27 protein-coding genes and 2 tRNA genes are annotated in these 22,127 nt (G+C 48.0%); all 29 read left to right on the forward strand.

What is annotated here, in order from left to right; genetic code table 11:
- Positions 1–47: 47 nt before the first annotated feature.
- The 29 genes from DW677_RS09245 (at position 48) to DW677_RS09390 (ending at position 22,033) form a co-directional block, all read left to right on the forward strand.
- Positions 48–2,702, forward strand: a complete 2,655-nt coding sequence (locus DW677_RS09245; protein ID WP_181968337.1) for a cation-translocating P-type ATPase — start codon at positions 48–50, stop codon at positions 2,700–2,702.
- 326 nt (positions 2,703–3,028) lie between these two features.
- Entirely contained in the window at positions 3,029–3,796 is a 768-nt protein-coding gene (gene truA / locus DW677_RS09255; RefSeq protein WP_117484616.1) for a tRNA pseudouridine(38-40) synthase TruA, read from the forward strand.
- Entirely contained in the window at positions 3,793–5,085 is a 1,293-nt protein-coding gene (locus DW677_RS09260) for a hypothetical protein (protein WP_147324950.1), read from the forward strand. Before truA ends, DW677_RS09260 begins: the two co-directional genes overlap by 4 nt.
- 72 nt (positions 5,086–5,157) lie before the next feature.
- Positions 5,158–5,230: transfer RNA gene (locus DW677_RS09265), tRNA-Gln, on the forward strand.
- Positions 5,231–5,273: 43 nt separating this feature from the next.
- A tRNA-Gln gene (locus DW677_RS09270) sits at positions 5,274–5,346 on the forward strand.
- 189 nt (positions 5,347–5,535) lie between these two features.
- Positions 5,536–6,255 (forward strand): acyl-ACP thioesterase domain-containing protein, encoded by a 720-nt coding sequence (locus DW677_RS09275; protein ID WP_117567026.1) that lies wholly within the window; start codon positions 5,536–5,538, stop codon positions 6,253–6,255.
- Between the two features lie 29 nt (positions 6,256–6,284).
- The gene (locus DW677_RS09280) at positions 6,285–7,127 is read left to right on the forward strand and encodes a S1-like domain-containing RNA-binding protein (RefSeq protein WP_117503166.1); all 843 of its coding nucleotides are present in this window, start codon (positions 6,285–6,287) and stop codon (positions 7,125–7,127) included.
- Between the two features lie 22 nt (positions 7,128–7,149).
- Positions 7,150–7,524 carry a RidA family protein gene (locus tag DW677_RS09285; protein WP_015553851.1) on the forward strand — a complete coding sequence of 125 codons (375 nt, stop codon included), beginning with the start codon at positions 7,150–7,152 and terminating at the stop codon, positions 7,522–7,524.
- A gap of 340 nt (positions 7,525–7,864) precedes the next feature.
- Positions 7,865–8,965 (forward strand): ABC transporter ATP-binding protein, encoded by a 1,101-nt coding sequence (locus tag DW677_RS09290; RefSeq protein ID WP_117567028.1) that lies wholly within the window; start codon positions 7,865–7,867, stop codon positions 8,963–8,965.
- Between the two features lie 216 nt (positions 8,966–9,181).
- Entirely contained in the window at positions 9,182–10,270 is a 1,089-nt protein-coding gene (locus tag DW677_RS09295) for a helix-turn-helix domain-containing protein (protein ID WP_015553849.1), read from the forward strand.
- 3 nt (positions 10,271–10,273) lie between these two features.
- Positions 10,274–10,960: a cell division ATP-binding protein FtsE gene (ftsE, locus tag DW677_RS09300; RefSeq protein ID WP_015553848.1), complete on the forward strand. Its 687-nt coding sequence runs from the start codon at positions 10,274–10,276 to the stop codon at positions 10,958–10,960.
- Positions 10,950–11,864, forward strand: coding sequence for a permease-like cell division protein FtsX (locus DW677_RS09305; protein ID WP_117514248.1), 915 nt, complete (start codon positions 10,950–10,952; stop codon positions 11,862–11,864). Before ftsE ends, DW677_RS09305 begins: the two co-directional genes overlap by 11 nt.
- 13 nt (positions 11,865–11,877) lie before the next feature.
- Entirely contained in the window at positions 11,878–13,110 is a 1,233-nt protein-coding gene (locus tag DW677_RS09310; protein ID WP_117567030.1) for a M23 family metallopeptidase, read from the forward strand.
- A gap of 134 nt (positions 13,111–13,244) precedes the next feature.
- Positions 13,245–14,642, forward strand: a complete 1,398-nt coding sequence (locus DW677_RS09315; RefSeq protein WP_117567031.1) for a S41 family peptidase — start codon at positions 13,245–13,247, stop codon at positions 14,640–14,642.
- 485 nt (positions 14,643–15,127) lie between these two features.
- A complete protein-coding gene (gene rpsJ / locus DW677_RS09320) occupies positions 15,128–15,445 on the forward strand; it encodes a 30S ribosomal protein S10 (protein ID WP_015553845.1) in 318 nt (105 codons plus the stop codon).
- A 222-nt stretch (positions 15,446–15,667) separates the two neighbouring features.
- Positions 15,668–16,303 (forward strand): 50S ribosomal protein L3, encoded by a 636-nt coding sequence (gene rplC / locus DW677_RS09325; RefSeq protein ID WP_117470151.1) that lies wholly within the window; start codon positions 15,668–15,670, stop codon positions 16,301–16,303.
- Between the two features lie 27 nt (positions 16,304–16,330).
- Complete coding sequence (gene rplD / locus DW677_RS09330; protein ID WP_117470152.1) at positions 16,331–16,951, forward strand: 50S ribosomal protein L4; 621 nt, start codon at positions 16,331–16,333, stop codon at positions 16,949–16,951.
- On the forward strand, positions 16,951–17,250 hold the full coding sequence (rplW, locus tag DW677_RS09335; protein ID WP_117470153.1) for a 50S ribosomal protein L23: 300 nt from the start codon (positions 16,951–16,953) through the stop codon (positions 17,248–17,250). Before rplD ends, rplW begins: the two co-directional genes overlap by 1 nt.
- A 75-nt stretch (positions 17,251–17,325) precedes the next feature.
- Positions 17,326–18,171 carry a 50S ribosomal protein L2 gene (gene rplB, locus DW677_RS09340; RefSeq protein ID WP_117470154.1) on the forward strand — a complete coding sequence of 282 codons (846 nt, stop codon included), beginning with the start codon at positions 17,326–17,328 and terminating at the stop codon, positions 18,169–18,171.
- A gap of 18 nt (positions 18,172–18,189) precedes the next feature.
- The gene (gene rpsS / locus DW677_RS09345; RefSeq protein ID WP_015553840.1) at positions 18,190–18,471 is read left to right on the forward strand and encodes a 30S ribosomal protein S19; all 282 of its coding nucleotides are present in this window, start codon (positions 18,190–18,192) and stop codon (positions 18,469–18,471) included.
- Between the two features lie 29 nt (positions 18,472–18,500).
- Positions 18,501–18,887, forward strand: a complete 387-nt coding sequence (rplV, locus tag DW677_RS09350; RefSeq protein ID WP_015553839.1) for a 50S ribosomal protein L22 — start codon at positions 18,501–18,503, stop codon at positions 18,885–18,887.
- Between the two features lie 12 nt (positions 18,888–18,899).
- Entirely contained in the window at positions 18,900–19,556 is a 657-nt protein-coding gene (gene rpsC, locus DW677_RS09355) for a 30S ribosomal protein S3 (RefSeq protein ID WP_015553838.1), read from the forward strand.
- Positions 19,556–19,993 (forward strand): 50S ribosomal protein L16, encoded by a 438-nt coding sequence (rplP, locus tag DW677_RS09360; RefSeq protein ID WP_015553837.1) that lies wholly within the window; start codon positions 19,556–19,558, stop codon positions 19,991–19,993. The genes rpsC and rplP overlap by 1 nt, the downstream gene beginning before the upstream one ends.
- Positions 19,983–20,192 carry a 50S ribosomal protein L29 gene (rpmC, locus tag DW677_RS09365; protein ID WP_021905521.1) on the forward strand — a complete coding sequence of 70 codons (210 nt, stop codon included), beginning with the start codon at positions 19,983–19,985 and terminating at the stop codon, positions 20,190–20,192. The genes rplP and rpmC overlap by 11 nt, the downstream gene beginning before the upstream one ends.
- 107 nt (positions 20,193–20,299) lie before the next feature.
- Positions 20,300–20,554: a 30S ribosomal protein S17 gene (gene rpsQ, locus DW677_RS09370; RefSeq protein WP_021905520.1), complete on the forward strand. Its 255-nt coding sequence runs from the start codon at positions 20,300–20,302 to the stop codon at positions 20,552–20,554.
- 25 nt (positions 20,555–20,579) lie between these two features.
- Positions 20,580–20,948: a 50S ribosomal protein L14 gene (gene rplN / locus DW677_RS09375; protein WP_015553836.1), complete on the forward strand. Its 369-nt coding sequence runs from the start codon at positions 20,580–20,582 to the stop codon at positions 20,946–20,948.
- A gap of 14 nt (positions 20,949–20,962) precedes the next feature.
- A complete protein-coding gene (gene rplX / locus DW677_RS09380) occupies positions 20,963–21,268 on the forward strand; it encodes a 50S ribosomal protein L24 (protein WP_015553835.1) in 306 nt (101 codons plus the stop codon).
- 23 nt (positions 21,269–21,291) lie between these two features.
- Positions 21,292–21,831, forward strand: a complete 540-nt coding sequence (gene rplE, locus DW677_RS09385) for a 50S ribosomal protein L5 (protein WP_021905519.1) — start codon at positions 21,292–21,294, stop codon at positions 21,829–21,831.
- Between the two features lie 16 nt (positions 21,832–21,847).
- Positions 21,848–22,033: a type Z 30S ribosomal protein S14 gene (locus DW677_RS09390; protein ID WP_008396318.1), complete on the forward strand. Its 186-nt coding sequence runs from the start codon at positions 21,848–21,850 to the stop codon at positions 22,031–22,033.
- Positions 22,034–22,127 lie beyond the last annotated feature (94 nt).

Below are 22,127 nucleotides of genomic sequence, written 5' to 3' on the forward strand. Positions count from 1 at the left end.
CCTCATAAACTTGCTTTGAGCAAAAGAGGATGGAGAGAAATTTTTTTATGGAAAAGCCGGGGGATTTTGAACGGTGCTCTGTTTTTGAGACAAAAATGCTGCTGGGATCGTCGGATGACGGGGGATTGAGTGGGAAGGAAGCGACAAAGCGGCTTCGGGAGTATGGGCGGAACGAGCTGGAGGAGAAAAGGCCTCCGTCTGTGGCAGAACGGATGCTTTCGCAATTGATGGATCCGCTGATCTATGTACTTTTGGCGGCAGGAGGAATTTCTGTATTTCTTGGAGAACGAGGAGATGCGGTGATCATTGCAGCAGTTGTGCTGCTCAATGCAACGGTTGGTGTGATTCAGGAGGGAAAGGCCCAGAAAGCGCTGGAGTCATTAAAAAAGCTGACAACAAGGAAGGCGCTTGTCCGGCGGGACGGAAAGCTTTTGGAGATGGACGCGGCGGAGCTGGTGCCGGGCGACAGGGTGCTTTTAAATGCCGGGCAGCAGGTACCGGCGGATCTCCGACTGATCCGTTCGGAAAATATGAAGGTACAGGAGGCATCACTTACCGGAGAGTCTGTACCGGTGGAAAAGGATGCGCAGTATGTGGCTTCGACCGGAACACCTCTCGGTGATCGAAAAAATATGGCATATATGTCAACCTTTGTGACTGCCGGACGCGGTGAAGGGATTGTTACAGATACCGGGATGCAAACTGAGATCGGACGAATCGCGAAAATGATCCATGAAACACCGGAAGAGATTACACCGCTTCAGAAACGGTTGGGAGAGTTGGGAACATTTCTTAGTATTCTGGCTGTGGGTCTCTGTACGATCCTTTTTCTGGCGGCAGTCTGGCAGAAGCGGGATGTTGGGGAGATGTTTCTGACAGCGATCTCTTTGGCTGTGGCAGCAGTTCCGGAAGGACTTCCGGCTGTGGTGACGATCGTCCTTGCGCTTTCTGTTTCGAGGATGGCGAAGGTACATACGATCGTGAGACGTCTTCCTTCTGTGGAAACTCTTGGAGCGGTTAATGTGGTTTGCTCGGACAAAACGGGGACATTGACAAAAAATCAGATGACGGTGCGGAATCTGGATGGGGACAGAGAGTGGCTTTTACGAACATTTTTACTCTGCAATGATGCAAGATGGGGAAAGCGCGGAATCATCGGAGATCCTACAGAAGCAGCTTTTCTTTTATATGCGGATAAAAATGCAAGGAATGGGGAAAAACAGTCCGAACAGATCCGGGATGCGTGGAAAAGAATTGCGGAGCGTCCGTTTGACTCGGAGAGAAAGTGTATGACGACGGTGCATCAAAACGGAATGCGGACAGTTTCGTTCACGAAAGGTGCACCGGACATGATTCTTGGAAATTGCACCTCCTACCGAGACGAAATGGGAGTTCATCCGATGGGAGCATCGAAACGAACATGGTACATGAGGCGGGCAGAAAAAATGTCTGCGTCCGGTGGGCGTGTTCTTGGGGCGGCGGTAAAGGAGGGAAAGGATCTTTCCGAGAAGGGAATGACCTTTCTGGGAATGTCAGTGCTTGAGGACCCGGTCCGTCCGGAGGTTTCCGGAACAGTGGAAGAATTCCGCCATGCAGGTGTTACGACCGTCATGATTACAGGGGATCATAAGGATACGGCACTTGCGACCGCAAGAACGCTTAAGATCGCGGATTCTCCCTCTCAGTGCATGACAGGGTCAGAGCTGGATTGCCTGGGCGATGGGGAGCTTGCTGATAAGATTTCGGAGATCCGGGTATTTGCACGAGTTTCTCCGGATCATAAGGTACGGATCGTCCGGGCATTGAAAAAAAACGGCGGAATCGTGGCGATGACCGGGGATGGAGTCAATGATGCCCCATCTTTAAAAGCGGCGGATGTCGGGATCGCGATGGGAATGAGCGGAACGGATGTGGCAAAGCAGGCAGCAGATATAGTATTGACAGACGACAATTTTGCAACGATCCGGGAAGCTGTCCGGGAAGGAAGAGAGATCTATGCCAATATTAAAAAGACGGTCATTTTTCTTTTATCATCGAATTTTGGTGAGATCATGACCATGTTTTTTGCGATCCTTTTTTCCTTTCCGGCACCTCTTAAGGCAAGTCATATCCTGTGGATCAATCTGATCACGGATTCGTTGCCGGCTCTGGCCCTGGGGACAGATGTATGTGACGGGAGAGAACTGATGAAAGAAAAACCGAGAAAGCAAGGAGAGAGCCTGTTTGCGCATGGCGGCGGAGTCTGTACGTTGTTTTACGGTTTCCTGATCGCATTGATCAGTCTGACCGCGTTTCTGATCGTTCCTGCAAAGCTTCTTGTAAGCAGCGGACGGCAGCTGACCCCGGCAGCGGTGGCGGACGTCTTACAGTCTCCAAAGCTTCTTGCATGCTGCCAGACATACGCATTTACGGTTCTTGGATTGTCACAGCTTTTTCATGCGATCGGAATGCGTGATGTGGAAAAATCTGTATTTCGGATGGATCATGGAGGGAACCCTCTGATGATCGCTGCAGTATTCATTGGATTTGCTCTGCAGCTTATGGTGACGGAACAGCCGGCTCTGGTTGCGGCATTTCAGACGGTGCGTTTGAATGCCGGGGAATGGAAAACTTTGCTCGTGCTTGCGGCCATGCCGCTGTTCGCCCATGAGATGTTTATTTTCCTGACACATATATTCAACCCGTCTAAAACGGCGGAATGATAAAAAACAGGCACAGAGATAAAAAAACGGTCTCCGGGTATTCCCAACAGAGAAAAAAATTGGTAAAATAATGGTGAAATCTGCGGAAAAAGAATGCCCGTACTGCAAAACGAAAATCAATATTCATGCGACACGCTGTCCGCATTGTACATCGGTTCTGGAAGATCAGTAGTCTTTTTCAGACGGTAACAGGCAGATGAGCCAGACATTCCCGGCGGATAAGGAGTAATTTCTGCCGGGAATTTTTGTTTAAAAGAAAATAAGCGGCCGCGGGGACATCTGAATGTGACGGGCCGCATTCAGTTGGAGATCAGGAAGGAACAATCATGAAGAATAATATCCGCATTACTCTGGAATACGACGGAAGCCGGTATGATGGGTGGCAGAAACAGGGAAATACCGACAATACGATTCAGGGAAAACTGGAAAACGTGCTTTTCAGAATGGCTGGAGAAGAGATAGAGGTCCATGGCTCCGGAAGAACGGATGCGGGGGTCCATGCGAGAGGTCAGGTAGCTAATTTCCATATTAATGCGGAAATCTGTCCGGACGGAGAGTCAGCACGGGAATATCTGAACCGGTATCTTCCGGATGATATCAGGGTCCTCTCTGCGAAGATTGTGCCGGAACGGTTTCACAGCCGCCTGTCTGCCACATCAAAGACATATGGATATTATGTGGAGACCGGGGATAAGAAAAACGTATTCGAACGAAAATATGTCTATGGCTGCGGGAAGAAGCTGGATGTGAAAGCGATGAGACAGGCGGCGGAATTTCTTATCGGCGAACATGACTTCAAAAGCTTCTGCGCGAACCGCAGAATGAAAAAAAGCACGGTGCGCCGGATCGATGAGATCCGGATCGTGGAACATGGAACGAAGCTCGAATTCCTGTATACAGGAAACGGCTTTCTCTATAACATGGTGCGGATCTTAACGGGAACGCTTTTGGAGGTCGGCAGTGGAACGCGGAGACCGGAGAAAATGAAGGAGATCATTGCAGCGAAAAACCGTGATATGGCGGGAAGAACAGCTCCGCCCGAGGGATTATTCCTTCTCCACGTGGGCTATGAGGGCGAAAGGGAAACGGTATGATGAATCAGAACAAAGAATATGAGGACATGCCAGTTAAGGAAAAGAAAAAGAAGCAGGAGTTACGGGAAGCCGGGATGGACGTAAACGGTGAATTCTCTATGGACTCCCTGAAAAAGTGGTTCAGACGGGCCGGAGGAGCTCTGTCAATCTGCGCGGCAGCAGTATGCCTGATGGCGGTGCTGATGATGGGGAAGAACCGGAAGGAGTCACTGATCATGGAAGTAAATTCGGATATTATGATGGAATTTACCATGAACCGGCGGGGATCCGTGTTATCTGCAAAGGGAATGATGGCCAGATCAAATGAGGCAGTCTCCATGACCGTGTTTGAGGGGAAAAGCCTTGGAATCGCAGTGGGGAAGATCTTTGACAGGCTTGCGGATAACAACAGTCTCGGAGAGGATGGGGGAATCCTGATCTCCGTCCGGAAGTCCGGCGCGGAAGTAAAGGCGTCACCGGAAAAGATCGTAAAAGAGCTGCAAAAGCAGACGGAATCCGAGCTTCAGAAAAAGGAGTCCAGGGCGACGGTCTATGTGTTTGAGTCAGAAGAGGACACAAAAACCCGGGAGATTGCGGAAAAATATGGGATCACGGTGACGAAGGCAGAATTTTTAAAGCATCTTTTTTCGGAAAATCCGGGGATCACGATAGGAAAGCAGGAAGAACTTGCCGGGCATTCCTCAAAACGCCTGATCCGGGAGATCAATGAGCAGGAATATCAGATATCCTTAAAACCGGTGGTCGTAAAGACAACTTTCGAAAAAGCAAGCGAAGAGACCACGGAGGAGACAGCAGCTTTAGAGACAACAGAAGCTGTGCCGGAACAGAAATCTGCGGCTTTGGATACGGGTGACGAGAGAGAATCCACGAAAAATGACGGACTTTCCGAGATGCAGAGACGGAGAAAAGCTCTGGAGGCCGGGGAGAGCGTGGACTGGGTGGATCAGGAGACGAACAGGGAGCTGGGCGATCCGGATGAGAAAGATCGGCATTCATCGAATTCCCGGACCTCTCCGACAGAGACTGTGCCGCAGAAAACTGCGGAGCCGAAAACTACGGAGCCGAAAACTGAGGAACCGAAAACTGCGGAACCGGAAACTGCGGAACCGGGAACTACAGCATCGGAAACTGTGCCGCCGGAAACTGCACCGCCGACAGCCCCGGAGACAACAGCAGTGGTTACAGAGACTACCGCCGCGTCCGGAATGCTGACGCCGGAGACGAAAACACCGGCGTACTTAAGGGGACCGGGATTTGAAGATCCGGATAATCCGAAAAATCAGAATTAAAAAAGTAAAAAAATTAAAAAAAACAGTTGACGGATCAGAGTCGTTGCGTTATAATACAACCTGTTGATGCATTGGGCTATCGCCAAATGGTAAGGCAACGGACTCTGACTCCGTCATTTTCAAGGTTCGAATCCTTGTAGCCCAGTTTAAAAACTAAATATTGTCCAAGTGTTTCAGATACATATTATTGGGCTATCGCCAAATGGTAAGGCAACGGACTCTGACTCCGTCATTTTCAAGGTTCGAATCCTTGTAGCCCAGCTAACGAAAGGCTGTTAATCTTTGTGAATGCAAGGCTTAATGGTCTTTTTTTCTTGCGCTTGGCAGGCATTTGTGTTAAGGTAGTGGTGCGAAAGGACGGTTTGCATTGACAGACATCTGAGCATTGAAGGCCCGTGTTTATGAGCGGGAAGTTCGAGACAGATTGAGACAACAACATGAGGTTAGACTATGTACGAATTAAACAGCCGGGTCCGGTACAGCGAGACGGATATTGACGCGAAGCTGTCCCTGACCGGAATTATGAATTATATGCAGGATTGTTCGACGATGCAGTCGGAGGATGCGGGGGTCGGGATCGGATATCTTGGACGGGAAAAGAAGGCGTGGCTTTTATCCTCCTGGCAGATCGTGATCGGACGCCGTCCGGTCCTCGGGGAACGGATCAAGGTTCTGACATGGCCCTATGCAGTCAAGGGACTTTATGCGCTGAGAAATTTCGCAATCCTCGATGAAAAAGGAGAATATCTGGTAAAAGCCAATTCCTACTGGTTCCTGATGAATACGGAGACTGGCCGGCCTATGAGGATTACGGATGCGGATACTGATCCGTACGGCGAATTTAATCCGAAGATCGAGATGGAGGACGCGGGACGAAAGATCGCCGTGCCGAAGGAGATGGAAGAGACTGGACGTCTGGTGGTCATGAAACATCTTCTGGATACAAATCTCCATGTAAATAACGCCCAGTATGTGGATATCGCGAGAGAGCTTGTCCCTTCGGGAACCGAGATCGGCGAGATCCGGGCAGAGTACCGGAAGGCGGCGGTGCTCGGGGACGAGATCGTTGTCAAGCGCGCAAGAGAGGGGATGTCGCATCTCGTATCTCTTTGCAATGCAAATGGTGATGTGTTCGCGAATGTTGAGTTAAAAGAGAGGACGCAGCCGTAAAAGTATCCGGCTGCGGGAGGACGAAAGACATGATGGAAATTGGAAAAATTCAGAAACTAAAGGTGATCAAGGAGAAAGACTTCGGAATTTACCTTTCTGACGGGGACAAGGCGGACGCCCAGGGTGTTCTTCTCCCCAAAAAACAGGTGCCGGAAGGAACAAAGATCGGTGATGAGCTGGAGGTATTCCTCTACAAGGACTCTGAGGACCGCCTGATCGCCACCACATCAAAACCGAAGGTGACTCTCGGTGAGACGGCTGTCCTTGAGGTCAAGGAAGTTTCCAAGATCGGTGCGTTTCTCGATATGGGACTGGAAAAGGATCTTCTTCTCCCGTTTAAGGAGCAGACCCATCAGGTGCGTAAAGGTGAGAAGTGCCTTGTGGCTCTTTACGTCGATAAGAGCAGGCGCCTTGCCGCAACTATGAAGGCATACCAGTATTTGAGAAGCGACTCCCCGTATCACACCGGTGACGAGGCGGACGGCTTCGTATTTGAGATCAATCCGGATATCGGTGCCTTTGTTGCAGTCGATGGCATCTATCACGGCCTGATTCCGAAAAAGGAACTCTTTTCCGGATACCGGGTGGGCGATGAGGTCCGCGTCCGTGTGACGAGAGTCCGTGGGGATGGAAAGCTTGACCTCACAACACGCGACAAGGCAGGCAGCCAGATCTTTTCTGACTCCGATCTTGTCATGAAGGTCATCGAAGAGTTTGACGGAGTTTTACCGTTCAACGATAAGGCATCACCGGAAGTTATCGCGAGAGAATTTAAACTCAGTAAGAATGCGTTCAAGCGCGCGGTAGGTCACTTATTAAAAGAAGGAAAGATCGAGATCACGGAGAAGAGCATCCGAAAAATCGATAAATAAGGAAAATATGGAGGACAATCACATGAAGAAAGTAATCAGCACAACAAAAGCACCGGCAGCAATCGGACCGTATTCTCAGGCAATTGAGGCAAACGGCTTCGTATTCGCGTCAGGACAGATCCCGGTAGATCCGGAGACAGGTGTGATCCCGGAGGGAATCGAAGCACAGGCGGAGCAGGTTATGAAGAACATGAAGAATCTTCTTGAGGCAGCAGGAACATCCATCGACCAGGTCGTAAAGACAAGTGTATTTATCAAAAATATGGATGATTTCGCAACCATCAACGGCATCTACGCGAAATATTTCGAAAAAGACTGCCCGGCACGTTCCTGCGTGGAGATTGCAAGACTTCCGAAGGATGTTCTGCTTGAGATGGAGGCAATTGCTGTAAAATAAGCGGGGCTGGAATGGATTTGTGTGTGACTGTGAATGGAATTAGCAGTTATGAAATTTTTGGAACCTAAGCGGCGGCTGTCAGAAAAAGACAGCCGCCGCTTTTTGGCAATTTTGATAATGATTTAACTATCTTCCTGCCTGTTTTTATGAAAAAAGAGTATATTTGTCAAAAACTTAAATTCACTATATGGAATATGCATGGAAAAAACGGAATTTTTTGTGGAATAACCATATGGAAAAACAAGTGTTATTTGTGTATGATGAATACAACCGATATAAAAATAGGTTAAGTCTGCAATTTTCCAGTTAACCATGAAGAATACAGATCAGGAGGAAGTCAATGTCCGGTTTAACGTTAAAGAATATCAACAAGACATTCCCGGGTGACCAGCAGGCAATCCGGGATTTCAATCTGGAAGTGAAGGACAGGGAATTTTTGATCCTGGTGGGACCGACGGCATGCGGAAAATCGACACTGCTTCGGATGATCGGCGGCCTGGAGGAGATTACCTCCGGCAGTCTGATGATCGATGGAATGGATATGACGGATGCGGACCCGAAAGAGAGAAACGTCGCAATGCTTTTCAAGAACAGCGTGCTCTATCCTGGAATGAGTGTGGAGGACAACCTTGCATTCTCCCTCAGAATGGCAAAGATGCCGGCTGCAGAGATCGCGAAAAGAGTGGATGAGACTGTGGGGATCCTGAAAATCGATGGAATCCTTGAAAAAATGCCGGAGGAACTTTCGGCAGCGGATACATACCGTGTTCTTCTCGGACGCGCCCTGATGCGCCGCCCGGGGATCCTGCTCTTGGACCGCACCATCGCGGAGGCAGACCCGGATGTCCAGGAACTGATGAGAAAAGAGTTCGCAAATATCAACCGTGAGCTTGGAATTACCGTGATCTACGCGACGGACAACCAGAAGACCGCTATGGCATTAGGAACGAGAACGATCGTCATGAACGAGGGCGAGATCTGCCAGGAAGACTCCGCGCAGAATATCTATGACCATCCGGAGAGTCTGTTTGTGGCAGGATTCTTCGGAACACCGAGAATGGATCTTTCCATTGCCAAGGTGTTGGAGGAGAACGGAAATATTATTTTGAAGTTTGCGTCAGGAAAGATCCGGCTTTCCGGAGAAAAGGCTGAACTTTTAAAGAAACTCGGCTATGTCGGAAAAGAAGTCTTCACAGGCGTACGACCGGAAAAGATCGTTCCGGCGGAAGATGGAAAGGGTGAGATCACCGGAGACATTCTTGGCAGCGAGGAGATTGAGGATGCCACATACATCCGTTTCCATGTTGGAGAAAACGAATTTCTTGCAAAAGCATCCGACGGTGAAAAGCCGTCCGGAAAGAAAATGTCCTTTGCGGTCTCCGGAGATGATGTGTACCTTTTCGACAAAGAAACAGAAAAAATTATTGTAACTGTTCAGTAGGTCTGCGCACTTGCTGCGCTGACCGTAAGGAAACATATGAAGGTACTGAATAGTTACGAATAACCAAAATATCAGGCAGACCGGTTCCAGATGGGAAATCCGGTCTGCCTTTTTCCATGTTTTTTAGTAAAAAATACAAAAAAAATCTTTTCTTTTTTGTGATTTTGCATTAGAATAAATGTGGATATGTCCATACTGCGAAAAGGAGAGGGCGCTATGATTTCAAATCAGATTTTACAGTCGAATATCGAAGGACTGAAAGAGATTACAAGAATTGACCTGTGCGTCTGTGATGTGGAGGGAAAGGTCCTGGCTTCCACATTCGAGCATGCGGAAGAGTATGAAAGCTCCATACTTGCGTTTGTGGATTCTCCGGCGGACAGCCAGGTGATTTCCGGTTATCAGTTCTTTAAAGTATTTGATGAACATCAGCTTGAGTACATCCTGCTTGCAAAAGGCGGCAGCGATGACGTGTATATGGTAGGCAAACTGGCAGCATTCCAGATCCAGAATCTTCTGGTGGCCTACAAAGAAAGATTCGATAAAGATAATTTCATCAAGAACCTGCTTCTTGATAATCTTCTGCTCGTTGATATCTACAACCGGGCGAAGAAACTTCATATCGAGACAAATGTAAAGCGTGTCGTATTCCTGATCGAGACAAAGAATGAGAAAGATACGAATGCCCTGGAGACCATGCGCAGCCTGTTCTCCACAAAGACAAAAGACTTTATCACCGCAGTCGACGAGAAGAATATCATTCTTGTCCGTGAGGTGAAACCGGGTGAGACCTATGAAGATCTCGAGAAGACAGCAAATACGATTTTAGATATGCTGAACACAGAGGCGATGTCCAAAGTGCGCATCGCGTTCGGTACCATCGTTGGCGAGATCAAGGATGTTTCCCGTTCCTACAAGGAAGCAAAGATGGCTCTCGATGTCGGAAAGATCTTCTACAGCAGCAAGAACGTTGTAGCGTACTCCAACCTCGGTATTGGCCGTCTGATCTATCAGCTTCCGCTTCCACTCTGCCGGATGTTTATCAAAGAAATTTTTGATGGAAAGAACCCGGATGAGTTCGACGAGGAAACACTCACAACGATCAACAAATTCTTTGAGAACAGCCTGAATGTCTCCGAGACATCAAGACAGCTCTACATCCATAGAAATACGCTTGTTTATCGTCTGGATAAGCTCCAGAAGAGCACCGGACTGGATCTGCGAGTATTTGAGGATGCGATCACCTTCAAAATTGCCCTGATGGTTGTAAAGTACATGAAGTACATGGAGAATCTGGACTACTAAATTATGATAGAAATTTCAAAACTGACAAAGACCTATGACAGGGGTACGAAAGCCCTGAAGGACGTGAACATCACCATCGATGACGGGGAATTTGTCTTCATAACCGGCCGGAGCGGTTCCGGAAAATCTACACTGATCAAGATCCTCTTGAAGGAAGTGGAGCCGACCTCCGGTCGTGTTGTCGTTAATGACATGGACCTCAGAAAGATGCCGCGAAGATATGTTCCGAAGTATCGCCGACGTCTCGGTGTCGTATTCCAGGATTTCCGTCTTTTAAAGGACAAGACGGTCTATGAGAATGTGGCATTTGCCCAGCGGGTGATCGGGGAGTCCAGCCGGACGATCCGGGAATCGGTTCCGCAGATGTTAAAGATGGTAGGCCTTTCTTCCAAGTATAAGTTTTTCCCGCATCAGCTCTCCGGCGGAGAACAGCAGCGCGTGGCGATTGCCCGGGCACTGATCAATCGCCCGGAGATCCTGCTTGCCGATGAGCCCACAGGAAACCTGGATCCCCACAATGCGATGGAGATCATGGGACTCCTGGAGAAGATCAACCGGCGTGGAACAACGGTGATCGTTGTCACACACAGCCATGAGATCGTGGACCTGATGAAGAAACGCGTCATCACGATCGACCGCGGAATGGTGGTCTGTGATGAGGAGGAAAGTGGGTACCGTTATGAGGATTAGTACATTCTGGTTCTGCATGAAGCAGGGACTGGTAAATATATGCAGAAATATCTGGTTTTCCCTTGCGTCGACCGCGATCATTTCTGCATGTATTTTTTTATTCTGCGTATTTTTCTCCGTGATCACCAACATCGAATATATGGTCCGCACGGCGGAGACCACAATGGGAATCACGGTATTTTTTGATGAGAACCTGACGGAGGACGAGATCAAAGACATCGGCGCGAAGATCGAGTCGGACAAGTCGGGAATGATAAAAGAGATAAAATTCGTCTCCGCTGAGGAGGCGTGGGACGGCTTTAAGACAGAGTATTTCGGTGAGGATGAAGCCTTAGCGGAAGGTTTTGCGGATGACAACCCGCTTGCAGGCTCCTCTTCCTACGAGATCCGCCTGAACAATATTACGGATCAGGATGGAATGGTGGCATACCTGGAAAGTATTGATGGTGTGCGGAAAGTAAACTATTCCAACAGTGCGGCTACGGGACTTGCAAGCTTCAATAAGATCCTGGGCCTGCTGTTCGGCGTCCTGATCGCCATGCTGTTGGCTGTTGCGGTATTCCTGATCAGCAATACGATCTCCGTTGCGGCTGAATTCCGGAAGAACGAGAACAGGATCATGCGTCTTATCGGAGCGACGAACTTTATGATCCGGGCCCCATTTGTGGTAGAAGGAACGATCCTGGGGCTTGTCGGAGCGGCGATCCCGCTGGGGGTCATGCTTTTTGTCTACCGACAGACGGTGGAGTATGTGATGAACCGGTTTGAACTTCTCTCCGGAATCATCCAGTTCCTGCCGCTTGGAACCTTCTATCCGATGATGGCGGCGATCGCCCTGGCGCTGGGCGGCGGACTTGGATTTTTTGTAAGCTTCTTTACGATCCGCAAAGAGCTGCGCGTGTAGGAGGGGACAGCATATGAGAAAATCAGGAAGATTTCTGGCTGCGGTCCTGTCCTTTGCCCTGGTTCTTGCGACACCGCTTTCTGCCCAGGCGACAAAGAGCGGATTGAGTGACGCGAAGAGCAAAAAGACGGCGCTGGAGGCGGAAAAAAAGAAGACGGAACAGGAGCTAAAGAACCTGGAAGACCTTAAAAGCGATACGACGGCCTATGTCAAAAAGCTGGATTCCAGCCTGGAGTCCATCGGAAATGAGCTTTCAAAGCTTGGCGATGACATAGACGCGAAGGAAAAACAGATCGATACGACGAAACAGGAATTATCCGAGGCGAAGGAGACAGAGAAAAGCCAGTATGAATCCATGAAGCTGCGGATAAAATATATGTATGAGAAGGGCGACAGCACCTATGTGGACCTACTCATGGAGTCCGGCTCCCTCTCGGAGCTCTTGAGCAAGGCGGAGTACATCACAAAGATCTCGTCCTACGACCGGCAGAAGCTCGATGAATATGCCGCTACGAAGGAGAAAATCGCGGAGAAGGAAAAGAGTTTAGAGAGTGAACATGCCGAGCTCCTGATGCTTCAGGACGAGACGGAGGCAAAACAGGCGTCCGTGGAGAAGCTTCTGGCTGCAAAACAGACGGAGCTTCAGAACTACGAGACGAAGATCGCCTCCGCGGAGGGACAGATCTCCGAGTACGCGAAGTCCATCGCGGCCCAGGAGAACCAGATCAAGTCCATCGAGGCAGAGATCAAGCGGAAGGAAGAGGAAGCGAGAAAGAAAGCCGAGGAAGAAAAGAAAAAGGCCGCAGCGGCAAACAAGGCGGCACAGACGTATAAAACCGTGAGTCTTGGGGACATTAGCTTTACATGGCCGTGTCCTGCCAGCGGGCGGATTACTTCCGGCTTTGGAGGGCGAAAATCCCCGACGAAGGGCGCGTCCTCGAACCATCAGGGAATTGATATCAGCGCGCCGACGGGAACATCGATCGTGGCTGCTGCTGCGGGTGAGGTCGTGATCGCGACTTACAGTTCTTCTGCAGGAAATTATGTGATGATAAGCCATGGCGGCGGCGTGTATACAGTTTATATGCATGCATCGAGCCTGCTTGTATCACAGGGGCAGAGTGTGAAAAAGGGACAGACCATCGCGAAGGTCGGTTCGACGGGATACTCCACCGGGTCCCATCTCCACTTCGGAGTCCGGGTGAACGGGTCCTATGTGAATCCGACGAAATATGTGAGCCCGTAGGGACTGACAGGCAGAAAAGAGAGCCTGCGGTGCTGAATGCAGGGAAATATGACCTGTAGACTTTTTACATAAAGATCCTGGCACAGTTTTTATCGGATGAGATCTGGCTGCCCTGGGATGAAGGAGAAAAGACATTGGAAGAGAAAGAGACAAAAAATAAATTTTGGAAAGGCGTCCTTGTCGGAGTCCTTGTGACAGCATTCTCCGGACTTGCAGTCGTAGGTGTTGCAACGGGGATCTGGACCGTAGGAAGGCGTGCATCTGAGAGCCAGAGCACACAGACCGCGGAGACATCCGGCACTCAGCTGGATATGAACAAGATCACGCCGAAGCTTCAGTATATGGAGGCACTGATCGATAAGTACTTCCTGTTCGATGAGAACATGACGGAGGAAGAACAGGCAAAGAACGGAACGGCGGAAGACTGGATCTACCGCGGTTACATGTCCTCGTTGAACGATCCGTATTCCGTATATTACGATAAGGACGAGTACACAAGCCTGAATGAGGAGACTTCCGGAACTTACTGCGGAATTGGTGTACAAGTGAGCCAGAATGTATACACAGGAATCATCACAGCGGTCAAGGTGTTCAAGAACTCCCCGGCCCAGGAAGCCGGAATGCTGCCGGGAGATATCCTCTATAAAGTGGAAGATATCGAGGCTACCGGAGAGGATCTGTCTCTTCTCGTCAGCGACCACATCCGAGGTGAGGAGGGAACGAAGGTTCATTTGACCGTGTACCGCCTGTCCACGGATGAGTATGTGGAGATGGACGTGGAGCGCCGTATGGTGGAGAACCCGACGGTAGAGTATGAGCTGTTGGATGAACATGCCGGCTACATTTCACTTTCTTCCTTTGAGGAGGTAAGCTCTGAACAGTTTAAGAGCGCTGTGGATGATCTGGCATCCAAGGGAATGGACAAGCTGATCATCGATCTTCGAAACAACGGCGGCGGCGTTGTTCAGGCGGCGAAGGATATTGCGGACTACCTGCTTCCGGATGGAAAGACCATTGTAAGCTTCAAGGGAAAAGGAATCGATGACAGCGTCTATACTTCCGATGACGGACATGAGGTAGATGTCCCGATCATTCTTCTTGTAAACGGTGAAAGCGCCAGTGCGTCCGAGGTTCTGACAGGTGCCTTAAAGGACAATGCCTGGGCAACGATTGTAGGCGAGAAGACCTTCGGAAAAGGAATCGCTCAGGGCATCTTCAACCTGCCGGACGGCAGCGGTCTGAAGCTCACAACGGCATACTACTACACCCCGTCAGGCGAGTGCATCCACAAACTTGGCATTGAGCCGGATGTGACCGTAGCTCTCGACGAAGACTTAAAGTCAAAGATCGAGATCCCGAAGGATGAGGACAACCAGCTTCAGACAGCTCTGGAGGTCTTCGATGAAGGCGTGGATGCCGTAAATGAAAAGATCTCCGCAGAGAACGGGGAGACAGCGACCGCGGACGATGATTTTGAGGCGAAGGTGAAGGAGAATCTGGAGATCGAGAAAGAAGCAGGGGCTGCGCAGTAGAATCTGCCCGGCAGATAAATTTGCGTTTCTACTATATTATATATAGAAGAAACAGTGCATTATACAGCTCATCAAAGAGGAAAAAGACACTTGAAAATTAATATGAAGTGTACTTTTTCCTCTTTTTCGTTTCAATCTGTGCATGGAAAACCATGATTTGAACATGCTCCTGCCGGTTATCCACAAATTGAAAAAACCCTTGAAAAATAAGCAAAAAAAGCTTGATTTTTCGATTTCGATGTGTTATTCTTATCTGGCTGTGACATGATAGCGTTGAAACGAGAGGTTGCTGCCTGAGAATGGCAGGTGTTCCGTGGAGCGAATGTCAAGTTAGGAAACTGGCGACAAGTCACTGTACCAAATTAACAGCTGCTCAGGGTAAGGGGCAGTAACAACGTGTGAATCGGCATGATACACACGAGACCGTGTACAGTCACCGCTTGTCGTACTTCGATTAAAAGTGCGAAAAGGAGGCGACTTTTTTTATGGCAAGTCAGGTTATGAGAATCACATTAAAGGCTTACGACCATCAGCTGATCGACCAGTCCGCTGGAAAGATCATCGAGACAGTAAAGAAAACAGGAGCACAGGTGAGTGGTCCGGTTCCGCTGCCGACAAAGAAAGAGGTTGTAACAATCTTAAGAGCTGTTCATAAGTACAAAGATTCCAGAGAACAGTTCGAGCAGAGAACTCATAAGAGACTCATCGATATCGCAAGCCCGAGCCAGAAGACAGTAGATGCACTGTCCAGACTGGAAATGCCGGCTGGTGTTTATATCGACATCAAAATGAAAAATAAATAATTGAAAAATATTTACTTTTCATGCTACTGAAATGTAGCCACTAAAATTAGAAATCCTGAATGGTTCTGATATAAAAGCAACACTACTCATCCTGAAAGGGAATCAACATCATTACAATATGTAATGTCATAGTGTTCCACCTATGTTGGGCTGCTCTAGGATGAACGCACAGTAAATTCTGTTTTGCGTTCCGCTGTAGATTAGTAACAGGAGGTAAAAACAATGAAGAAAGCGATTTTAGCTACAAAAGTCGGAATGACTCAGATCTTCAACGATGAAGGCGTTCTTGTTCCGGTAACTGTTCTTCAGGCTGGTCCGTGTGTAGTAACACAGGTTAAGACAGAGGAGAACGATGGATACAAAGCTGTACAGGTTGGCTTTGTAGATAAGAGAGAGAAACTTGTAAACAAGCCGGTAAAGGGTCACTTCGACAAGGCTGGCGTATCTTACAAGAGATTCGTTAGAGAGTTCCGTTTTGAGAATTCTGAAGAGTATAACGTAAAAGACGAAATCAAAGCTGATATCTTCGCTACTGGCGATAAGGTTGATGCAACTGCTATCTCCAAAGGTAAAGGTTTCCAGGGCGCTATTAAGAGACTTGGACAGAGCAGAGGACCGATGGCTCATGGTTCTAAATTCCATCGTCATCAGGGTTCCAATGGTTCCGCAACAACTCCGGGCCGCGTATTCAAGGGCAAAGGCATGCCGGGTCAGATGGGTAACAAGAAGATTACCACTCAGAACCTCGAGATTGTCAAGGTTGACGTTGAGAACAACCTGATCCTTGTTAAAGGCGCTGTACCGGGACCGAAGAAGTCCTTAGTAACATTAAAGGAAACAGTAAAGGCTAACAAATAAGCTTTTACAGGAAAGGAGGAAACAGAAATGGCAAACGTATCCGTATACAATATGGAAGGTAAAGAAGTTGGCACAATCGAGCTGAATGACGCTGTATTCGGCGTTGAAGTGAACGAGCATCTCGTACACATGGCTGTTGTTGCACAGCTTGCAAATAAACGTCAGGGAACACAGAAAGCAAAAACACGTTCTGAGGTTTCCGGTGGCGGCAGAAAACCGTGGAGACAGAAAGGAACAGGTCACGCTAGACAGGGTTCCACAAGATCTCCGCAGTGGACAGGCGGCGGAATGGTATTCGCTCCGACTCCGAGAGATTACACAATCACTCTTAACAAGAAAGAGAAGAGAGCTGCTCTTAAGTCCGCTCTTACAAGCAGAGTAAACGAGAACAAGTTTGTAGTTGTTGACGAGTTAAAGTTCGACGAGATCAAGACAAAGAACTTCAAGGCTGTTATGAACAACCTCAAAGTTTCCAAGGCTCTTGTTGTTCTTGCTGACAACGATCAGAACACAGTTCTTTCCGCAAGAAATATCCCGGAAGTTAAGACTTCCCTTGTTAATACAATCAATGTATTCGACATTCTGAAATACAACACTGTAGTAGCTACTAAGGCTGCTGTAGCATCTATCGAGGAGGTATACGCATAATGGCAAACGTACAGTACTACGACGTAATCCTCAAACCGGTTGTAACTGAGAAGAGCATGAACGCTATGAGCGAGAAGAAATACACATTCCTCGTACATCCGGAAGCAAACAAGACCATGATCAAAGAAGCTGTTGAGAAAATGTTCCCAGGAACAAAGGTTGACAGCGTAAACACAATGAACGCTGACGGTAAGAACCGCAGACGTGGCATGGTAGTAGGCAAGACTGCTAAGACTAAGAAAGCAATCGTTAAGCTTACAGCAGACAGCAAAGATATCGAAATCTTCCAGGGTCTGTAATTTTTGAAACTATGCGGCAACCAAAGCCGCGATACGAAAAATAGAAACGCCAGAAGGCGTTGAAAGGAGTCAGAAATGGGAATCAAAACCTATAACCCATATACACCTTCCAGAAGAAATATGACAGGTTCTGATTTCTCCGAGATCACAAAGACAACTCCGGAGAAGTCCTTAGTAGTTTCTTTAAAGAAGAACGCTGGTCGTAATAACCAGGGTAAGATCACCGTTAGACATCAGGGCGGTGGAAACAGACAGAAATATAGAATGGTTGACTTCAAGAGAAATTCCAAAGACGGAATTCAGGCAACTGTAATCGGTATCGAGTACGATCCGAACAGAAGCGCTAACATCGCTTTAATCTGCTACGCAGATGGTGAGAAGTCCTATATCCTTGCACCGCAGGGCCTTACAAACGGCATGAAGGTTATGAGCGGCGAGCACGCAGAGGCTAAGGTCGGCAACTGCTTACCGTTATCCTTAATTCCGGTTGGTGCACAGGTTCACAATATCGAGCTTTTCCCGGGCAAGGGCGGCCAGATGGTTCGTTCTGCAGGAAACGCTGCACAGTTAATGGCTAAAGAAGGAAAATACGCTACACTTCGTTTACCGTCCGGCGAGATGAGAATGGTTCCGATCGAGTGCCGCGCAACAATCGGTGTTGTAGGCAACGGCGACCACAACCTTGTTAAGATTGGTAAAGCAGGTAGAAAACGTCACATGGGTATCCGCCCGACAGTCCGTGGTTCCGTTATGAACCCGAATGACCATCCGCATGGTGGTGGTGAAGGTAAGACTGGTATCGGCCGTCCGGGTCCGTGCACACCGTGGGGCAAGCCTGCTCTTGGTCTTAAGACTAGAAAGAAAAACAAACAGTCTAACAAGTTAATCGTAAGAAGAAGAAATGGTAAGGCGATTTCATAATCGATAGGAGGTAAAACGATGGCTCGTTCACTTAAAAAAGGACCATTTGCAGACGCTAGCTTACTGAAGAAGGTAGACGCTATGAACGAGGCAGGACAGAAACAGGTTATCAAGACCTGGTCCCGCCGTTCTACAATCTTCCCGCAGATGGTTGGTCATACAATCGCAGTACATGACGGCAGAAAGCATGTACCGGTATACGTAACAGAAGATATGGTTGGTCACAAACTTGGTGAGTTCGTTGCTACAAGAACTTACAGAGGCCACGGCAAAGACGAGAAAAAGTCCGGACGTAAATAATAGATACGCTTTGAAAGGAGGTTCCAGTAATGGCTAAGGGACATAGAAGTCAGATTAAGAGAGAGAGAAATGCCCAGAAGGATACAAGACCGTCTGCAAAGCTGTCTTACGCAAGAGTATCCGTTCAGAAGGCTTGTTTCGTATTAGATGCCATCAGAGGCAAAGATGTTCAGACAGCACTTGGTATTGTAACTTACAATCCTAGATATGCTTCCAGCTTAATCGAGAAATTATTAAAATCTGCAATCGCAAATGCTGAGAACAACAACGGCATGAACGCAGAGAACCTGTATGTGGAGGAGTGCTACGCATCTCAGGGACCGATTATGAAGAGAGTAAAACCGAGAGCACAGGGTAGAGCTTACAGAATCGAAAAGAGAATGAGCCACATCACCATCGTGCTGAACGAGAAATAATAGGAGGCAGTTATGGGACAGAAAGTTAATCCACACGGCATGAGAGTCGGCGTTATCAAAGACTGGGATTCCAGATGGTACGCTGAAGCTGATTTCGCTGACAACCTCATCGAGGATCATAAAATCAGAACTTACCTGAAGAAGAGATTATACAGCGCTGGCGTTTCCAAGATCGAGATCGAGCGCGCATCTGATAGAGTTAAAATTATCGTTTTCACAGCAAAACCGGGCGTAGTTATCGGTAAGGGCGGATCTGAGATCGAGAAGGTCAAAGCTGAAGTTCAGAAGATGACTGCTAAGAAGGTATTTGTAGACATCAAGGAAGTTAAGAGACCGGACCGTGAAGCTCAGCTTGTTGCAGAGTCCATCGCTCAGCAGCTTGAGAACCGTGTTTCCTTCCGTCGTGCTATGAAGTCCACAATGTCCAGATCCATGAAGGCTGGCGTTCTTGGTATCAAGACAGCTGTTGGCGGACGTCTTGGCGGTGCTGATATCGCACGTACAGAGTTTTACAGCGAGGGAACAATCCCGCTTCAGACATTAAGAGCAGATATTGACTATGGTTTCGCAGAGGCAGATACAACTTACGGCAAGCTTGGCGTTAAAGTTTGGATCTACAAAGGCGAGGTTCTTCCGACTAAGGGAAATAAGGAAGGGAGCGATAAATAATGTTAATGCCGAAAAGAGTAAAGCGCCGCAAACAGTTCCGTGGAACTATGGCCGGTAAAGCTTTAAGAGGAAATACAATCTCCAACGGTGAATATGGCCTTGTTGCCCTTGAGCCGTGCTGGATCAAATCTAATCAGATCGAGGCAGCCCGTGTTGCCATGACTCGTTACATCAAACGTGGTGGTAAAGTTTGGATCAAGATTTTCCCGGACAAACCGGTAACAGCTAAACCGGCTGAGACTCGTATGGGTTCCGGTAAGGGCGCTCTTGAGTACTGGGTAGCAGTAGTTAAACCGGGCCGTGTTATGTTCGAAATCGCTGGCGTTCCGGAGGAAACAGCAAAGGAAGCTCTTCGTCTTGCTATGCACAAACTCCCGTGTAAGTGTAAAATTGCTTCCAAGGCAGATTTAGAAGGCGGTGATAACAGTGAAAACTAATAAGTATGTAGAAGAATTAAAAGCGAAAACCGCTGCAGAGTTAAATGAAGAATTAGTTGCAGCAAAGAAGGAGCTCTTCAACCTGAGATTCCAGAACGCAACCAACCAGTTAGATAACACAAGTAGAATCAAAGAGGTTCGCAAGAACATCGCAAGAATTCAGACTGTTATCACAGAGAAGGCAAGAGTTGCTAACTAATCCCGTATCGGTGAAGAACCCCAAGGCATGCTTGCGGGTTGATTAGTTGTCATTATGACACACGCCGATGCGTGTAACAAATCGATTTTGAAAGGAGATTATCCGTCGTGGAAAGAAATCTTAGAAAAACACGTACTGGTAAGGTAGTTAGCAACAAGATGGACAAGACAATCGTCGTTGCTATCGAGAACCACGTAAAACATCCGTTAATCGGAAAGATCGTTAAGAAGACATATAAGTTAAAAGCTCATGATGAGAAGAATGAGTGCAATATCGGCGATACAGTTAAAGTGATGGAGACAAGACCGTTATCCAAGGATAAGAGATGGAGACTTGTTGAAATCGTCGAGAAAGCAAGATAATTGATTCGAGGAAGGAGTATCAGGCATGATTCAGCAGGAATCCAGATTAAAGGTTGCCGATAATACAGGTGCAAGAGAACTGCTTTGTATCCGCGTTATGGGCGGTTCTACAAGAAGATATGCTAACATCGGTGATGTAATCGTAGCCTCCGTTAAAGAAGCAACACCAGGCGGCGTTGTTAAGAAGGGCGATGTAGTCAAAGCCGTTGTAGTTCGTTCTGTAAAAGGCGCACGTCGTAAAGACGGTTCTTATATTAAATTTGATGAGAACGCAGCAGTTATCATCAAAGATGACAAGACTCCAAGAGGAACCCGTATTTTTGGGCCGGTCGCAAGAGAGCTTCGTGAGAAACAGTTCATGAAGATCGTATCTCTGGCTCCGGAAGTATTATAAGGAGGTGCCAGGTAATGCATAAAATCAAAAAAGATGATATGGTAAAGATCATCGCAGGTAAAGATAAAGATAAAACTGGTAAAGTTCTGAGCGTAGACACCAAGAAGAACGAAGTTGTCGTTGAAGGCTGCAACATGGTAACAAAGCATACCAAACCGAGCCAGACAAACCAGAACGGCGGAATTGTTCATCAGGAAGCTCCGATCGACATCTCCAACGTAATGCTGTTCGTTGACGGAAAAGCTACAAGAGTTGGCTTTGAAGTTAAAGACGGTAAGAAAGTCCGCGTTGCTAAGGCAACCGGTAAAGTAATTGACTAATAGCAGAGAGGAGGAAACACAAGTTGGCTAGATTAAAAGAAATGTACCAGAACGAGATCGTTGAAGCAATGATCAAGAAATTTGGTTATAAGAATATCATGGAAGTGCCGAAGCTCGATAAGATCGTTATCAACATGGGCGTAGGCGAAGCAAAAGACAACGCGAAAGTCCTTGACTCTGCAGTTCGTGACCTTGAGATCATCACAGGTCAGAAGGCAGTCCTTACAAAGGCTAAGAAGTCTGTCGCAAACTTCAAACTCAGAGAGGGCATGGCTATTGGATGCAAAGTTACCCTTCGCGGCGAGAAGATGTATGAGTTCGCTGATCGTCTGATCAACCTCGCTCTTCCGCGTGTACGTGACTTCCGCGGCGTTAACGCTAACGCATTCGACGGCAGAGGTAACTACGCACTCGGCATCAAGGAACAGTTAATTTTCCCGGAAATTGAATATGATAAAGTTGACAAGGTCAGAGGTATGGACATCATCTTCGTTACAACCGCTAAGACTGACGAGGAAGCTCGTGAACTGTTAACATTATTCAACATGCCGTTTGCAAAGTAATTAGGAGGATTTATCCATGGCTAAAACTTCAATGAAGATTAAACAGCAGCGTCCGGCAAAGTTCTCCACAAGAGAATACAACCGCTGCAGAATCTGTGGTCGTCCACATGCATATCTGAGAAAATATGGCATTTGCCGTATCTGCTTCCGTGAGCTCGCTTACAAGGGCGAGATCCCGGGCGTAAAGAAGGCAAGCTGGTAGGATTTAGCTGCTTAGAAAAGCGTCAGAAGTCAGGTGGGAACATCGTGTTTCCCCGCCTGGCCGTGCAGAGAAGCGCTTAATAGGCTGACTGGTC

The organism is Clostridium sp. AM25-23AC (assembly GCF_003435125.1).
Taxonomy (GTDB): Bacteria; Bacillota; Clostridia; order Lachnospirales; family Lachnospiraceae; genus Pilosibacter; species Pilosibacter fragilis.

What these genes read in the sequence shown, in the direction of transcription:
- DW677_RS09245 (WP_181968337.1), top strand. Translation starts at nt 48, where the DNA reads ATGGAAAAGCCGGGGGATTTTGAACGGTGCTCTGTTTTTGAGACAAAA.
- truA (WP_117484616.1), top strand. Translation starts at nt 3,029, where the DNA reads ATGAAGAATAATATCCGCATTACTCTGGAATACGACGGAAGCCGGTAT.
- DW677_RS09260 (WP_147324950.1), top strand. Translation starts at nt 3,793, where the DNA reads ATGATGAATCAGAACAAAGAATATGAGGACATGCCAGTTAAGGAAAAG.
- DW677_RS09275 (WP_117567026.1), top strand. Translation starts at nt 5,536, where the DNA reads ATGTACGAATTAAACAGCCGGGTCCGGTACAGCGAGACGGATATTGAC.
- DW677_RS09280 (WP_117503166.1), top strand. Translation starts at nt 6,285, where the DNA reads ATGATGGAAATTGGAAAAATTCAGAAACTAAAGGTGATCAAGGAGAAA.
- DW677_RS09285 (WP_015553851.1), top strand. Translation starts at nt 7,150, where the DNA reads ATGAAGAAAGTAATCAGCACAACAAAAGCACCGGCAGCAATCGGACCG.
- DW677_RS09290 (WP_117567028.1), top strand. Translation starts at nt 7,865, where the DNA reads ATGTCCGGTTTAACGTTAAAGAATATCAACAAGACATTCCCGGGTGAC.
- DW677_RS09295 (WP_015553849.1), top strand. Translation starts at nt 9,182, where the DNA reads ATGATTTCAAATCAGATTTTACAGTCGAATATCGAAGGACTGAAAGAG.
- ftsE (WP_015553848.1), top strand. Translation starts at nt 10,274, where the DNA reads ATGATAGAAATTTCAAAACTGACAAAGACCTATGACAGGGGTACGAAA.
- DW677_RS09305 (WP_117514248.1), top strand. Translation starts at nt 10,950, where the DNA reads ATGAGGATTAGTACATTCTGGTTCTGCATGAAGCAGGGACTGGTAAAT.
- DW677_RS09310 (WP_117567030.1), top strand. Translation starts at nt 11,878, where the DNA reads ATGAGAAAATCAGGAAGATTTCTGGCTGCGGTCCTGTCCTTTGCCCTG.
- rpsJ (WP_015553845.1), top strand. Translation starts at nt 15,128, where the DNA reads ATGGCAAGTCAGGTTATGAGAATCACATTAAAGGCTTACGACCATCAG.
- rplC (WP_117470151.1), top strand. Translation starts at nt 15,668, where the DNA reads ATGAAGAAAGCGATTTTAGCTACAAAAGTCGGAATGACTCAGATCTTC.
- rplD (WP_117470152.1), top strand. Translation starts at nt 16,331, where the DNA reads ATGGCAAACGTATCCGTATACAATATGGAAGGTAAAGAAGTTGGCACA.
- rplW (WP_117470153.1), top strand. Translation starts at nt 16,951, where the DNA reads ATGGCAAACGTACAGTACTACGACGTAATCCTCAAACCGGTTGTAACT.
- rplB (WP_117470154.1), top strand. Translation starts at nt 17,326, where the DNA reads ATGGGAATCAAAACCTATAACCCATATACACCTTCCAGAAGAAATATG.
- rpsS (WP_015553840.1), top strand. Translation starts at nt 18,190, where the DNA reads ATGGCTCGTTCACTTAAAAAAGGACCATTTGCAGACGCTAGCTTACTG.
- rplV (WP_015553839.1), top strand. Translation starts at nt 18,501, where the DNA reads ATGGCTAAGGGACATAGAAGTCAGATTAAGAGAGAGAGAAATGCCCAG.
- rpsC (WP_015553838.1), top strand. Translation starts at nt 18,900, where the DNA reads ATGGGACAGAAAGTTAATCCACACGGCATGAGAGTCGGCGTTATCAAA.
- rplP (WP_015553837.1), top strand. Translation starts at nt 19,556, where the DNA reads ATGTTAATGCCGAAAAGAGTAAAGCGCCGCAAACAGTTCCGTGGAACT.
- rplN (WP_015553836.1), top strand. Translation starts at nt 20,580, where the DNA reads ATGATTCAGCAGGAATCCAGATTAAAGGTTGCCGATAATACAGGTGCA.
- rplX (WP_015553835.1), top strand. Translation starts at nt 20,963, where the DNA reads ATGCATAAAATCAAAAAAGATGATATGGTAAAGATCATCGCAGGTAAA.
- DW677_RS09390 (WP_008396318.1), top strand. Translation starts at nt 21,848, where the DNA reads ATGGCTAAAACTTCAATGAAGATTAAACAGCAGCGTCCGGCAAAGTTC.